This is a genomic window from Bradyrhizobium sp. CCBAU 051011 (assembly GCF_009930815.1).
In the GTDB taxonomy this organism is placed as follows: Bacteria; Pseudomonadota; Alphaproteobacteria; order Rhizobiales; family Xanthobacteraceae; genus Bradyrhizobium.
Map to the genome: position 1 here is coordinate 4439665 of NZ_CP022222.1, position 14180 is coordinate 4453844.

The window sequence follows — 14180 nt, forward strand, 5'->3', positions numbered from 1 at the left end:
AAGTGCAGAAAGCCCAGGGCCATAAGCAGAGCGAAGGTCACGGCTGCCGAAAGCAGCAGCGAGCCGAGACATCCCAGCCGGTTCGAGAAAAACAGGAACATTTGGTTGCCTGATTAAGATTTCGCTTCCCCGATCGTGTCCGCCATCGTCGCGCCGCGTCGACCCAGTGGCTTGTTTCCGCCCTCGGTGCTGTCGACTGCGGTCTGATGCTCGATCTCCGAATTGAGTTCAGCGCCGAACAACACGACGATCGTCGACATCCACATCCACATCATCAAGCCGATAGCCGCGCCGAGCGAACCGTAGGTCGCGTCGTAATTGGCGTAATTGGCAAGATAGAACGACAGCAAGGCAGAGCCGGCAAGCCACGCGAGCGTTGCAAGCACGCTGCCGACGGTCAGCCACCGCCATTGCGCCGCGCGGCGGCTTGGTCCGAACCGATAGAGCACGGCGAGGCCCAGAAGCATGGTCAGGACCAGAACGGGCCATCGTCCGAACCGGAACAGAGCATCGGTAACGGCCCCGAGCCCGATGGTTGACAGAACGATCGGGAGTGCGACTACGGAGCCGATGGCGAGAAGTACCGCAACAAGTCCGCCAAAGGTCAACGCGAGGGAAACCGCGTTGAGCTTGAAGAAACCACGCTTCTCGTCCTCGTCATAGACGACATTGAGCGCATCCATGATGGCCTTCAGCCCGCCATTGGCGCTCCACACGGCAAGCAGGAAGGAGAACAGAAAGGCTAGTCCGAGCCTGACCTCACCCTGGGCCAGCACCCGTTCGACCTGATCCCTGACGATGCCGAGAGCGCCTTCCGGCAAGATGCCCGCAAGCATCGTCATGTGGTCGTTGATCGTGCTTGCATCGGCGAAAAGTGCATAGGACGAGACGAGGGCGGTAATCGCCGGGAACAGCGCGAGCAGCCCATAGAAGACGACGCCCGCGGCGACCGCGAGAACGCGGTCCTCGCTGACCTGCTGGTAGGTCCGGATCAGGATGTCCTTCCAACCCCTCCAGGGAATTTGCCACGGCGATACCGCACGGCGGCCGCGGCCCTGATCGTCTGACGACGCTGAAGCGTCCGGCTCGCGCCGCGCCGGTTCAGGCGTCGTGTCGTGCACGTAACTCAGATTGCTCATGCCGGACCGTTCCACGTCTCTACGCCTTAATGCGCACGGAGCGGTGACGTTCCTCGGATCAAGTCGGGCAAGCAGTTAGCGCGGTGCCGGATGACGGTGGCGATCTACCGTCCCCAGCGCAACACCACGGGATCGAGCTGGCGGGCGATTTCGATGAGACCGGCGCGGGCTGCTGGGTGAACCCTTTGCAGGGGATGACGAACCGCGTCCGAGCCGATCACGCCGCCTTCCTTCATCAGGATTTTTGCGGCCTGCAAGCCGCACTGGCGGTTTTCGTAATTGATCAGCGGCAGCCAGCGGGCATAGGCCGCCATCGCTTCGTCGCGGCGCCCCGCGAGATAGGGATCGATGATCTGCCTGATGCCATCAGGATAGCCGCCTCCCGTCATGGCGCCGGTCGCCCCGGCGTCGAGATCGGCCATCAGCGTGATGGCTTCCTCGCCGTCCCAGGGCCCTTCGATGCTGTCGCCGCCGGCGGCGATGAGATCGCGCAGCTTCGCCGCCGCCATCGGCACTTCGATCTTGAAATAGCGGATGTTGGAAATTTCCCGCGCCATCCGCGCCAGCAGATCGACCGAAAGCGGCGTCCCGGCAACGGGAGCATCCTGGATCATGATCGGGATATCGATCGCGTCGGACACGGTGCGATAGAAGTCGAAGATTGCCTTTTCCGGTACGCGGAAAGTGGCGCCGTGATAGGGCGGCATGATCATGACCATCGCGGCGCCTGCGTCTTGCGCCTGGCGGCTGCGCTCGGCGCAGATGCGCGAGCCGAAATGCGTCGTCGTCACGATCACCGGCACGCGGCCGGCAACGTGCTCCAGCACCGCGTGCATCACCTGTTCGCGCTCGGCATCGGTCAGCACGAACTGCTCGGAGAAATTGGCCAGAATGCACAGCCCGTTCGAGCCGGCATCGATCATGAAATCGATGCAGCGCCGTTGCCCCGCAAGATCGAGCTCGCCCCGCTCGTCGAAAATGGTGGGAGCGACGGGGAAAACACCACGATAGGGCCGTTGTGCAGTCGAGGTCATTTAAGGAGGTTCCGTTCGAGGGAGATCAGTGATTGTATGGTCGTCCAGTTCATTCATCAACATGCTAGAAGGCCCGGCACAACCGGGCTGGTAGACAAGGAAAGAGATCGATGGGGGGAGTTCTGGAGGGCGTTCGCGTCCTCGATTTCGGGCGCTATATCGCGGGGCCCTATTGCGCGACATTGCTGGCTGAATTTGGCGCGGAAGTCATTCGCGTGGAAAAGCGCGACGGCAGCGAGGACCGTTTTGTCGCGCCGGTCGGGGCAGGCGGCGAGGGTGCGCTGTTCCTGCAAGTCAACCGCAACAAGAAGTGCATCACGCTCGATCCGATGAAGCCGGAAGGGCAGGAGGTGATGCGCCGGCTGGTTGCTACCGCCGATGTCGTTGTCGCCAATTTGCCGCCGCAGACGCTGCGGGCGATGAAGCTCGACTACGACTCGCTTAAAGCCATCAAGCCGGACATCATCCTGACGACCGCGACCGCCTTCGGTAATCCCGGGCCGTGGTCCGACCGCGTCGGCTTCGACGGCGTCGGCCAGGTGATGTCGGGCTCGGTGTACATGACGGGCAAGGGCGATCCGCCATACCGGGCCGCGGTGAACTGGGTCGATTTCGGCACTGCGCTACATTGTGCGTTCGGCACGCTCGCCGCCCTGATCGAGCGCGGCAAATCCGGGCGCGGGCAGATCGTCGAGGGCGCGCTGCTCGCAACCGCGCTGTCCTTCACCAACGCGACGCTGATCGAGCAGGCGGTGATCGCGGCCAACCGCGTGCCATCAGGCAATCTCGGCCAGACCGCGGCGCCCGCCGATATCTACCGCACCCAGGACGGCTGGGTGCTGTGCCAGGTCACCGGGCACCCGCTGTTTATCCGCTGGGCCAAATTGATGGGCGAGGAGGATCAATGGCTGGGTGATCCGCGTTTTGCTGACGACATCAAGCGCGGCGACAATGGCCCCGTCATCAGCGAACGGATGGCGCGCTGGTGCGCCGAGCGCACCACGCAGGAAGCCGTCGATACGCTCGGCAAAGCGATGATTCCGGCGGGTCCCGTGCTGAGCCCGCAACAGGCGCTGGAGCATCCGCATATCCGCGCCACCGGCTTCATGCAGGATGTCGACTATCCCGGCTTGCCGAATCCCGCGCCGACGGTGCGTGCCGCGGTGCGGCTGTCGGAAACTCCCGGCGAAATCGTCACGCGCCCGCCAACGCTCGGCGAACACACCGACCGCGTGCTGGCCGATATCGGCTATGATGCGGACGCTATCGCCGCGCTCCGCAACAACAGGATCATCTAGATGCAGCGGCAGACGACCCGGCGCCTTGTTCGTTGCTGTGAGGCGATTCTTCGCCTAACCGGCGCGTGGTCGCCTTCGCCATGACGCTCGTGTCGATACCGGTCAATCCTGTTCCAAAGGGCGCGCTTGCCGGAACGATCGGGGCACCGGACGGCACCGCGTTGCGTTTTGCGCGTTGGCCGGCGCCGGCCAAGGGCAGGGGCACCGTCTGCGTGTTCACCGGGCGCGGCGAGTGCATCGAGAAGTATTTCGAGACGGTGCAGGACCTGCGCAAGCGAGGCTATGCGGTAGCGATGATCGATTGGCGCGGGCAGGGCCATTCCGCGCGCCGGCTGCTCAATCCGCTGAAGGGCCATGTGCAGAGTTTTTCGGAGTACGAGACCGATGTGACGGCCTTCGTGAAGCAGGTGGTGCTGCCGGATTGTCCGGCGCCCTATTTTGCGTTGGCCCATTCGATGGGCGGTGCGGTGATGCTGCGCGTTGCCCATGCCGGCAACGACGTGTTCGAGCGCTTCGTGCTCTGCGCGCCCATGGTCGGCCTGCCAGGCCCGCGCGCATCGCTGCCGATGCGTGGTCTGATGCGCACGCTGCGAGCAGCCGGAATGGGCGAGCGGTTTATTCCAGGCGGCAACGTCGACTTGATGAAGCCGACGGGTTTTCCCGGCAATCCCCTGACCTCGGACCCGCGCCGCTATGTCCGCAACGCGGCCATCCTGGAGGCGGACCCGACGCTCGGCATTGCGTCGCCGACCGTGGCGTGGCTCGATGCGGCCTTCGCGGCGATGGGCGAGTTTCGTTCGCCGGAGTTTGCCCGCGGGATTCGCCAGCCTGTCCTGATGCTCGCGGCAGGCAACGACACCATCGTCTCGACCCCTGCCAATGCGGCGTTTGCCCGGCATCTGCCAGCGGGATCGCATCGCCTGATTGCGGGCGCGAAGCACGAAATCCTGCAGGAAGACGACCGCTATCGCGAGCAGCTCTGGGCCGCATTCGATGCCTTCATGCCGGGCTAGATTAGTTAGGGCGTGGACCCATCAGCACGCAGCCAAATTCGGATTGAAGCGCCATGAATCTACTTCCGCTTTCCGGGCATACTGGACACCGGACATGCCGCTGGCTCGACCCGGTCGCGAATGACCCCACACCGGACATCGACGACCAAAGTCGGCAACCGGCACCTGCTGGTCTCCGGAACTTTGGGGTGATTCCGGGAGTTATGAATTGAGCGGTATTGTGCGATTTCGCTTTCGGCTCAACACATATGCCGTCTGTAGTCGCACACGGCGGCATCGCAGGAGGCTCTCATGAGTATCAAGCGAATCCTGGTTCCACTTCCCGGCTCAGCCAGTCACACCGGTCAAATTGAAACGGCCCTGTCTGCCGCGAAGGCATTTGGGGCCTAACGGCCACCGAAATGGGACAAACGGTGACCGCCGCATCGGTGAACTGGTACGCCGAGGAACGCGAGCGAGCTACGCGGCATGCGCGCGAGGTTTTCGCGCAGGCCTGCGCGGTAGTCGGCATCCCGATGCTATCGGCGAACGACGAGCCCGGCAGCCCACTCGCAGCATCCTGGCGCGAAGCCGAGGGATCGTATGTCGAAATCGCGGCGCAACGGGCCGCTGCCTTCGACCTAATCGTCGCCGCAAGCGCCACCGTGATGGAATCGTTCATGGCTATTGCCGAGCAATCGCTGCTGCAGACCCGTCGCCCCGTGCTGTTGGCGCCGGCTCGCCCGCAGAGCGATATGACCGACAGCGTGATGATCGCCTGGGACGAGAGCCCGGAATGCTGGCACGCGGTCTCGGCTTCTATACCGTTCATGCAACTCGCCAAATCAGTGCAGGTCATAAGCGTTGATCGGGACGCCAGCAATCGCCAAGCCTCGCAGGCGGAGGTGCTTGCCTATTTGCGCTGTCATGGCATCGGTGCGACCGCGCAGGTGGTTGCACCGGAATTGCGCTCGGTGGGTGATACGCTGCTCGCGGCGGGGGCAGAGCATGAAGCCGGCCTGCTGATCATGGGCGCCTATTCCCATAGCCGCCTGCGCGAGATGCTTCTGGGCGGGGCCACGCGCCACATCCTTAAGAACGCTTCGGCGCGCCCCGTTCTCTTGGCGCATTAGCCCTCGTCAGAGCGCAATCCCAGTCAGGTTGCCGCCGACGCCAACGCTATGGCCTCACTCGCCGACGGCGGGTTGGGGGGCCGTGCGATTAATGCACCGACGCTGCCAAACGCATCGCCCTCCTCCCCAGCGAATTGGGTCTCCCGAGTTCGGCATTTATGGCAGATCGTGGTCGGGTCGATTTGATCGGTGTCGGTTTGTGGCACCTTTGAGACATGCCGACGGACTCTGAACTTGTCTGCTTATCGGGATAGACCGGAAGTGCTTGGCGCTCCGTCAGAACGACGCGAATGACCCTCAACGGATAGGCGCGTTCAGTGCTCTTCATGAGAGCGCAGACATTTCCTGCCGTTAGCGTGTTCCGCTGCTACGCGCGGGAGCCGTTGCAGAGCAAATGACCGGTTACCATTCAGCGGCCTGAAGCTGAACTAGAATGGTGTTGAAGCCGTGCGCCTCTAGCATCCGATGGCTTGCCCTTCGAAGTGCAGGATCTGTTTGCGAAACTGCTAGAAAAACGATTTGACCGTCAGCCCTGCTGCGCGGGCATCCTGTATGAATGTATGCGCTTCCTCATTGGACATTGTAAGGTCAACGCCGCCGAGGAATTTCTCTCCTTCGGGCGTGTTCGCACGGAACGTCGTCTCGTGTCTGCCTATATGAACCGTATAATCAATGTCGCTTGGTGCTTCGGGCATGGCATCCTCCTCGATCCCGAAGCGAGTATATTGTGTCCATTTCAACCGCTCCTACAAGGCGGCAATTGCGAGATAACGCTGCGGCGCGGTCGATCGTGATTGTGGGGTGAGGAAGCGTGATCAGTATGTCTGCGGGCAGACCTGCCGTATTGATCCGCTTGTGGCACATCGCGTTACTTGGTTGCGATGCGGAGCTTGGTCGCTATCCGGAGCATAGCGGACATCGATCAGGCAGCGCCGATCAAGCTCGATTTTGAGTACGTACCCTGGTTCGAACGAACGTCGTCGATATCGCGGTTGCGAACACAGCGGCCGATCGCGGGGAATCGGCCGATCTCGATGCTTAGGACGCTTGTCACAATGGAGTTCCAGACCGTATCGTGACGTCGCGCAGCGAGCGCGGACGGGGCGATATCGGGGTTTTGCATGGGCTCGCAGGTAAGCTTGCCGCTCTGGGTCGTCGTCCTGATGGCGATCCTCGCAATCCTGGCGGCGCTGGATCGCATCCTGATTCCCAGCGTGCGCTGGGCGCTGCGGCGCCGCGCCAATCGTGCGATCGAGGAACTCAACACCAAGCTCAAACTTCGCATTCAGCCGTTCAAGCTGACCGAGCGTCAGGTGCTGATCGATCGGCTGGTGTTCGACCCGGAAGTGCTGCGGTCGGCCGAGGAGTATTCGATCCAAACCGGCGTGCCGAACGAAGTCGCGATGGAAAAGGTGCGGCGCTACGCCCGCGAGATCGTTCCGGCGTTCAGCGCCTATGCCTATTTCCGCATCGGCACGCGGATCGCGCGCGCCGTTTCCCATATGCTGTACCGGGTGCGGATCGGCGTCCGCAATGACGAGGCGCTGGCCGCCGTCGATCCAGCCTCATCGGTGATCTTCGTCATCAACCATCGCTCGAACATGGATTACGTGCTGGTGACCTACGTCGCCTCGACCTCGTCGGCGCTGAGCTACGCCGTCGGCGAATGGGCCAAGGTGTGGGGCCTCAGCAATTTGATCCGCTCGATGGGCGCCTATTTCATCGCGCGCGATTCCGGCGAGGGGCTCTATCGCAAGGTGCTGTCGCGCTATGTGCACATGGCCACCGCTGCGGGCGTCACGCAGGCGATTTTTCCGGAGGGTGGGCTCAGCCGCGACGGCAAGCTGCGTCCGCCGAAATTCGGACTGCTGAGCTACATGGTGGCGGGCTTCGATCCGCACGGACCGCGCGACGTGGTGTTCATCCCGGTTGCCGTCAACTACGACCGCGTGCTGGAAGACCGCATGCTGACTTCGGCGGCCAACACCGAGCCAGGAAAGAAGCCGGTGTTCGGCTTCAACTTTGCGACCTTTGCACGCCATTTTTTCCGCCATATCTGGCTGGCCATGCGCGGCGAGTGGTATCGCTTCGGCTACACCTGCGTGAGTTTCGGTGTGCCGGTGTCGCTGCGAAACTATGTCGAGGCCAGGAAGATCGACTTTCGCGTTCTCGCAGCCGAGCCGCGCCGCCTCGAGGTCGAGTGGCTCGGCAACGAACTGATGGAGGCCGTTGGCCGCGTGGTGCCGGCGCTGCCGGTATCGCTGGTCTCGACCGCGATCCTTGCGGCTGGCGACCAGCCGCTGACGCTGTTCGAAATCAAGGGCCGCGTTTCGGCGCTCATAGGCGATCTCGAACGACTGGGAAGCTACGTTCACATCCCGCGCGCCGACCGCGACTACGCCATCTCCGTCGGCTTGCGGATGCTGACGCTGCGCCATCTGGTCATCGAGACCGACGACACCTACCGCGCCAACCCGAAAGAGCTCGGACTGTTGCACTACTATGCGAACGCGATTGTTCATCTGTTCAAGGGTGAGGAGGCGAATATCGGCGGCGATGTCGCTGCGCGGTGGACGGAGAGGGTTGCTCCCCCGTAGGGTAGGGCAAAGGCGCGCCAGCGCCGTGCCCACCATGTATGCAACCGCGAGCGCGCCGCCTGGTGGTGGGCACGCTTCGCTTTGCCCACCGGACGTCTGCTGCCGACGGAGCTCTGCATCCACCGTCATTGCGAGGAGCGAAGCGACGAAGCAATTCATCTATCTCCGCGTCGAAATATGGATTGCTTCGCTTCGCTCGCAATGACGCGGATAGGTCGCGGCGTACTGGATACCCCCGCCTGCGCGGGGTATGACGGTCCGGGGCCTTCCTTGCAAAAGCTTGAAGTTTAAAATATATGCTGAACCTTCATCCTGGAGGCCTGACCGATGTCCCAATTGTCGCGTTCCTCCCATGCGCTCGTCACCGGTGGCGGGCGGGGCATTGGTCTTGCGATATCGGCGGCGCTGTCGAAGGCCGGTGCGACGGTCACGGTGCTCGGCCGCAACCGCGCGACGCTCGATGAAGCCGTTGCATCCGGCGTAGCACAGTTCGCGGCCATGGCCGATGTCGCCGACCAGGCGTCGGTCAAATCGGCCGTTACGGAAGCGGCCGCGCGGCAACCGATCGACATCCTCATTGCCAATGCGGGCGCGGCGGAGTCAGCGCCGTTCGGCCGTTCCGATGCGGCATTGTTCCAGCGGATGATGGACGTCAATTTCATGGGTGTGGTCCATGCCGCGCAGGCGGTCCTGCCTGGAATGGTGGAACGCCGCCGCGGGCGGATCATCGCCGTCGCGTCTACTGCGGGGCTCAAGGGCTACGCCTATGTCTCGGCCTACAGCGCGGCGAAGCACGCCGTCATCGGACTCGTCCGTTCACTGGCGCTGGAGACGGCGAAGAGCGGCGTCACCGTCAACGCCGTCTGCCCCGGCTTCACCGAAACCGACCTGCTCGAAGGCTCGATCGACAACATCATCAAGAAGACTGGGCGCAGCCGCGAGCAGGCGATCGCCGAACTGGCAAAGCACAATCCACAAGGACGCCTCGTCGCGCCGTCAGAAGTGGCCGACGCCGTGCTGTGGCTGTGCGGCGAGGGCGCAGGCGCCATCACCGGGCAGGCTATTGCCGTGGCAGGCGGAGAAGTCTGATCGGCCGCCATATTGATAACGATTGAATTCAGGGAGAGATCATGAGCAAGCCCGCAAACCCCGTCACGCTGCCGCTGGCGGATTATTCGCCGAAGCATTTTCTGCTCGCTGTCGTCGATCGCGTCGCGACCGTCACGCTGAACAGGCCCGAGCGAAAGAATCCGCTGACCTTCGAAAGCTATCGCGAGCTCACCGATTTCTTCCGCGCCTGCGCGATGGACGATGAGGTCAAGACCGTCGTCGTGACCGGCGCGGGCGGCAATTTTTCGTCCGGCGGCGACGTGTTCGAGATCATCGGTCCCTTGATCCAGATGGATACCAAGGGATTGACCGCCTTCACGCGCATGACCGGCGATCTGGTGAAGGCGATGCGCGCCTGCCCGCAGCCGATCGTGGCCGCCGTCGAAGGCATCTGCGCCGGCGCGGGCGCGATCATCGCGATGGCGTCCGACCTGCGGCTGGCGGCCACCGGCGCCAAGGTAGCGTTCCTCTTCAACAAGGTTGGGCTCGCCGGCTGCGACATGGGCGCCTGCGCGATCCTGCCGCGCATCATCGGCCAGTCGCGCGCATCGGAACTGCTCTATACCGGCCGCTTCATGACGGCGGAGGAGGGCGAGAAATGGGGCTTCTTCTCCAGGATCGTCACCCCGGAACAGGTGTTGCCGCAGGCGCAACTGTTGGGCAAGCAGATTGCCGAAGGGCCGACTTTCGCCAACACCATGACCAAGCGCATGCTGGCGATGGAATGGGCGATGTCGGTGGAAGAGGCGATCGAGGCCGAAGCCGTGGCCCAGGCGCTCTGCATGACCACGGAAGATTTCAATCGCGCGTTCGAGGCGTTTTCGAACAAGCGGACCCCGGCGTTCCAGGGAAGTTGAAGAACCATGTAGCCCGGGTGGAGTGCAGCGAAACCCGGGACCACAGCCTTTCAGGCGAGAATCCCGGGTTGCGCTTCGCTTCACCCGGGCTACGGGTAACCAACGGCCCCCTTGCCAAAAATTATTTTAGGCTTAAAGTAATTTCCGGACGAGCCCGACAGCCTGTTTCGGAGGCGGCAGATGAAGATCGCGATTATCGGCGGCGGACCGGCCGGTCTCTATGCCGCGATCCTCTTGAAAAAGCAGCGGCCGCAGGCCGAGATCACGGTCTATGAGCGCAACCGCGCCGACGACACCTTCGGCTTCGGCGTGGTGTTCTCCGACGCCACGCTGGACAATTTCGAGAAATACGATCCGCCCAGCTATCGCCGCATCACCGAGGAATTCGCCTATTGGGACGACATCGCGGTGCATTTCCGCGGCACCGTGCATCGCGTCGGCGGCAACGGATTTTGCGGCTGCTCGCGCCGGACGCTGCTGCTGATCCTGCAGGAGCGCGCCCGCGAACTCGGCGTCACGCTGTTGTTCGAAACCGACATCGATGACGAAGCCCGCTTCGCCGATACCGATCTGATCGTGCTCGCCGATGGCATCAACAGCCGCTTCCGCGACAAGCACATCGAGCATTTCCAGCCGCAGGTCGACCTCCGTTCCAACAAGTTCGCCTGGATGGGCTCGACCCGGCCGCTCGACGCCTTCACTTTCATCTTCCAGGAGACCGAGTGGGGGCCGTTCATCGCCCATGCGTATCAATACGAGGCGGGACGCTCGACCTGGATCTTTGAGACCGATGCGGAGACTTTTAAGCGCGCCGGCCTCGAAGGCCTGGATGAACAGCAATCCGCCGATCGGATGGCCAAGATTTTCGACTGGTTCCTCGACGGCCATCCGCTGCTGATCAACCGCTCGATGTGGCGCAATTTCCCGATGATCCGTAGCCAGCGCTGGGTCAAGGGCAACATGGTGCTGCTTGGCGACGCCAAGGCGACCGCGCATTTCTCGATCGGTTCTGGCACCAAGCTCGCGATGGAAGATGCGATTGCACTGGCTGACGCGATGGCGCAGGCGCCGACCGTCGACGCGGCGTTGCAGACCTACGAGCACGGCCGGCGCGAGGAGGTCGAGAAGACCCAGCACGCGGCCGACGTGTCGCTGGTCTGGTTCGAGCATGTCGACCGCTTCTGGGATTTCGATCCCGTGCAGTTCGCATTCGGCGTCATGACCCGCGCCAAGGCGATCACCTACGATAACCTCACGCTGCGCGCGCCGGGGTTCGTCCGCGAGGTCGACAAGGCATTTGCCAAGCAGGTGCGTGGCAAGGGCTTTGATGTCGATGTCGACAAGCCGGTCGCGCCGATGTTCCAGCCGTTGAAGCTTCGCGAGATGGAGGTCAAGAACCGCGCGGTTGTCTCGCCGATGTGCATGTACTCGGCGAAGGAGGGCGTACCGACCGATTTCCATCTGGTGCATTACGGCTCGCGCGCGATCGGCGGCGCCGGCCTGATCTTCACCGAGATGACCTGCGTCGGCCGCGATGCCCGCATCACGCCCGGCTGCGCCGGCTTATGGAACGACGAGCAGCAGGCCGCCTGGACGCGGATCGTCGATTTCGTGCACGCCAATTCTGCTGCCAAGATCTGCCTGCAGCTCGGCCATGCCGGCCGCAAGGGCGCGACCAAATTAATGTGGGAGGGAATGGACCGGCCGCTGGAGCAAGGCGGCTGGGACGTGATCTCGGCGTCGCCGTTGCCTTACTTCCCCGACAGCCAGGTGCCGCGCGAGATGGATCGTGCGGCAATGGACCACGTCAAGCAGGAGTTCGTGGCGGCCACCTTGCGCGGCGCGGCCTGCGGCTTCGACATGCTCGAGATGCACTGCGCCCATGGCTATTTGCTGGCGAGTTTCATCTCGCCGCTGACCAATCAGCGGACGGACGAATATGGCGGCACGCTCGCCAACCGGCTGCGCTATCCGCTGGAAGTGTTCGAGGCGATGCGCGCGGCGTGGCCGGCGCACAAGCCGATGTCGGTTCGCATCTCCGCGACCGACTGGGCCGCGGGCGGCATTACCGGCGACGACGCGGTCGCGGTTGCGCGCGCCTTCGGCGAGGCCGGCGTCGATCTGGTCGATGTCTCCACCGGCCAGACCGTGCGTGACGCGCAGCCGATCTATGGCCGCATGTTCCAAACGCCGTTCTCAGATCAGGTCCGTAACGAGGCCCGGGTCGCCACCATGTGCGTCGGGAACATCACGACCGCGGATCAGGTGAACACAATTCTCGCCGCTGGTCGCGCCGATCTGGTGGCGCTCGGCCGGCCGCATCTGGTCGATCCGTCCTTCACGATGCGGGCGGCGGCCTGGTATGGCGCCGATGTCGCCTGTCCGCCACAATATCTGCCCGGCAAGGAACAAATCTTCCGCAACAGCGTGCGCGACCGGCAGGATTTTGAAGACCTCAAAATTAAGGGTAAGCCGAAAACCCGCGCCGAGTTGAAAGCCGAAGCGACAAAGCCGCTTGCAGCCGAATAGGCCGAATGGCAGGCTCAGACTCTATCCCTCTCTCTCCCCGCCTTTCGCGGGGAGAGGGTCGGGGTGAGGGGCTTTCTCCGCGAGCAGTGAACGCGGCGAGTGCAGTATCCCCTTACCCGGATCGCAAGGGCGATCCGACCTCTCCCCCGCAAGCGGGCGAGGTTGAGGGAAGAGAGTGGAGTAGCGCATGAAAGCACTCATCGTCGGAGGCGGCATCGGAGGCCTCACCACCGCGCTGATGTTGCGCGCCCGCGGCATCGATTGCGAACTGTTCGAACAGTCCGACAGCATCCGCGAACTCGGCGTCGGCATCAACACGCTGCCGCATGCGATCAGGGAATTGACGGGCCTCGGGCTATTGGACCGGCTCGATGCGGCGGCCATCCGCACCGATCAATTGTATTACCTCAACCGCCACGGCCAGGAAGTCTGGCGCGAGCCGCGCGGGCTCGATGCCGGCCACGACGTGCCGCAATTCTCGGTTCATCGCGGCCGCCTGCAGAGCGTGATCCACCGCTCCGTCGAGGAACGGCTTGGTCATGAGGCGATCCACACCGGCTGCCGTCTCGGCGCATTCGCGCAGCATGAGGGCGGCGTGGTCGCGCACTTCTTCGACCGCAGCGGCGCCCATGTCAAAACCGCGCGCGGCGATATTCTGATCGGCGCCGACGGCATTCATTCGCGTGTACGCGAGGTGCTGTTTCCGGACGAGGGGCCGCCGTGCTGGAACGGGCTGATGCTGTGGCGCGGCGCGCGCGACTGGCCGGCGTTCCTGACCGGCCGCTCGATGATCGTGGCCGGCGGGCTGAACGCCAAAGTGGTGATCTATCCGATTGCGGAAGGATCGAGCCCGTCGAGCCGGCTGACCAACTGGGCCGTCATGGTGAGGATCGGCGACGGTAACGCGCCGCCACCGCGCCGCGAGGATTGGTCGCGGCCCGGCAAGCGCGAGGAACTGATGCCGCATGTCGAGCGGTTCAAGGTGCCGCACGTCGACGTGCGCAGCCTGATCTCGGCGACGCCGGAATTTTATGAATATCCGTGCTGCGACCGCGATCCGCTGCCGTACTGGACCTGGGGCCGGGTGACACTGCTCGGCGATGCCGCGCATCCGATGTATCCGGTCGGATCGAACGGCGCGTCGCAGGCGATTCTCGATGCCCGTGCGCTGGCCGACGAACTGGCGCGTAGCGAACATCCGCGTCAGGCGCTGGTGGCCTATGAGCAGAAGCGCCTGCCGATGACGGCGGAGATCGTGCGCGCCAACCGCCGCGGCGGTCCCGAAGGCGTAATCGACGCCGTCGAGCAATTGGCGCCGGATGGCTTTAGCGATATCGAGAAGGTGCTGAGCCACGCCCAGCGCGAGGCGATCGTCCGCGGTTATGCTTCCAAGGCCGGCTTTGCGGCGCCGCCGCTGGGATTGGCCGCAGTTCGGGGGTAATCAAACCCGTAGCCCGGATGGAGCGAAGCGAAATCCGGGGTTCGTTCAGC

General features: G+C 63.4%; 11 protein-coding genes. 8 read left to right on the forward strand and 3 right to left on the reverse strand.

Annotated elements, in window-relative coordinates:
- Positions 1–113: 113 nt before the first annotated feature.
- Together ACH79_RS20905 and ACH79_RS20910 are read right to left on the reverse strand one after the other, a co-directional pair.
- Complete coding sequence (locus ACH79_RS20905; RefSeq protein WP_161852664.1) at positions 114–1139, reverse strand: YihY/virulence factor BrkB family protein; 1026 nt, start codon at positions 1137–1139, stop codon at positions 114–116.
- Positions 1140–1243: 104 nt separating this feature from the next.
- Positions 1244–2173: a dihydrodipicolinate synthase family protein gene (locus ACH79_RS20910; protein ID WP_161852665.1), complete on the reverse strand. Its 930-nt coding sequence runs from the start codon at positions 2171–2173 to the stop codon at positions 1244–1246.
- 110 nt (positions 2174–2283) lie between these two features.
- On the opposite strand from ACH79_RS20910, the gene ACH79_RS20915 reads away from it, so the two are divergent.
- The 3 genes from ACH79_RS20915 to ACH79_RS20925 all read left to right on the forward strand — a co-directional run bounded on the left by ACH79_RS20915 (position 2284) and on the right by ACH79_RS20925 (position 5596).
- Positions 2284–3471: a CaiB/BaiF CoA-transferase family protein gene (locus tag ACH79_RS20915; RefSeq protein WP_161852666.1), complete on the forward strand. Its 1188-nt coding sequence runs from the start codon at positions 2284–2286 to the stop codon at positions 3469–3471.
- Positions 3472–3551: 80 nt separating this feature from the next.
- On the forward strand, positions 3552–4484 hold the full coding sequence (locus ACH79_RS20920; RefSeq protein ID WP_161852667.1) for an alpha/beta fold hydrolase: 933 nt from the start codon (positions 3552–3554) through the stop codon (positions 4482–4484).
- Between the two features lie 413 nt (positions 4485–4897).
- On the forward strand, positions 4898–5596 hold the full coding sequence (locus tag ACH79_RS20925; RefSeq protein WP_161852668.1) for a universal stress protein: 699 nt from the start codon (positions 4898–4900) through the stop codon (positions 5594–5596).
- A 506-nt stretch (positions 5597–6102) separates the two neighbouring features.
- Here the strand turns inward: ACH79_RS20925 and ACH79_RS20930 are convergent.
- Positions 6103–6291 (reverse strand): hypothetical protein, encoded by a 189-nt coding sequence (locus ACH79_RS20930; protein WP_161852669.1) that lies wholly within the window; start codon positions 6289–6291, stop codon positions 6103–6105.
- 426 nt (positions 6292–6717) lie between these two features.
- Here ACH79_RS20930 and ACH79_RS20935 point away from each other — a divergent pair, with 426 nt between their 5' ends.
- From ACH79_RS20935 to ACH79_RS20955, 5 genes are all read left to right on the forward strand, one after another.
- Positions 6718–8193, forward strand: a complete 1476-nt coding sequence (locus ACH79_RS20935) for a 1-acyl-sn-glycerol-3-phosphate acyltransferase (protein ID WP_161852670.1) — start codon at positions 6718–6720, stop codon at positions 8191–8193.
- Positions 8194–8520: 327 nt separating this feature from the next.
- On the forward strand, positions 8521–9282 hold the full coding sequence (locus ACH79_RS20940) for an SDR family NAD(P)-dependent oxidoreductase (protein WP_161852671.1): 762 nt from the start codon (positions 8521–8523) through the stop codon (positions 9280–9282).
- A 41-nt stretch (positions 9283–9323) separates the two neighbouring features.
- The gene (locus ACH79_RS20945) at positions 9324–10160 is read left to right on the forward strand and encodes an enoyl-CoA hydratase family protein (RefSeq protein ID WP_161852672.1); all 837 of its coding nucleotides are present in this window, start codon (positions 9324–9326) and stop codon (positions 10158–10160) included.
- Positions 10161–10340: 180 nt separating this feature from the next.
- Positions 10341–12689, forward strand: a complete 2349-nt coding sequence (locus tag ACH79_RS20950; protein ID WP_161852673.1) for a bifunctional salicylyl-CoA 5-hydroxylase/oxidoreductase — start codon at positions 10341–10343, stop codon at positions 12687–12689.
- A 187-nt stretch (positions 12690–12876) separates the two neighbouring features.
- Positions 12877–14130: a flavin-dependent oxidoreductase gene (locus ACH79_RS20955; protein WP_161852674.1), complete on the forward strand. Its 1254-nt coding sequence runs from the start codon at positions 12877–12879 to the stop codon at positions 14128–14130.
- The last annotated feature ends 50 nt before the right edge of the window (positions 14131–14180 follow it).

Excerpts from the sequence above, each read along its gene's own strand:
- ACH79_RS20905 (WP_161852664.1), bottom strand. The coding sequence starts at position 1,139 with ATGAGCAATCTGAGTTACGTGCACGACACGACGCCTGAACCGGCGCGG.
- ACH79_RS20910 (WP_161852665.1), bottom strand. The coding sequence starts at position 2,173 with ATGACCTCGACTGCACAACGGCCCTATCGTGGTGTTTTCCCCGTCGCT.
- ACH79_RS20915 (WP_161852666.1), top strand. The coding sequence starts at position 2,284 with ATGGGGGGAGTTCTGGAGGGCGTTCGCGTCCTCGATTTCGGGCGCTAT.
- ACH79_RS20920 (WP_161852667.1), top strand. The coding sequence starts at position 3,552 with ATGACGCTCGTGTCGATACCGGTCAATCCTGTTCCAAAGGGCGCGCTT.
- ACH79_RS20930 (WP_161852669.1), bottom strand. The coding sequence starts at position 6,291 with ATGCCCGAAGCACCAAGCGACATTGATTATACGGTTCATATAGGCAGA.
- ACH79_RS20935 (WP_161852670.1), top strand. The coding sequence starts at position 6,718 with ATGGGCTCGCAGGTAAGCTTGCCGCTCTGGGTCGTCGTCCTGATGGCG.
- ACH79_RS20940 (WP_161852671.1), top strand. The coding sequence starts at position 8,521 with ATGTCCCAATTGTCGCGTTCCTCCCATGCGCTCGTCACCGGTGGCGGG.
- ACH79_RS20945 (WP_161852672.1), top strand. The coding sequence starts at position 9,324 with ATGAGCAAGCCCGCAAACCCCGTCACGCTGCCGCTGGCGGATTATTCG.
- ACH79_RS20950 (WP_161852673.1), top strand. The coding sequence starts at position 10,341 with ATGAAGATCGCGATTATCGGCGGCGGACCGGCCGGTCTCTATGCCGCG.
- ACH79_RS20955 (WP_161852674.1), top strand. The coding sequence starts at position 12,877 with ATGAAAGCACTCATCGTCGGAGGCGGCATCGGAGGCCTCACCACCGCG.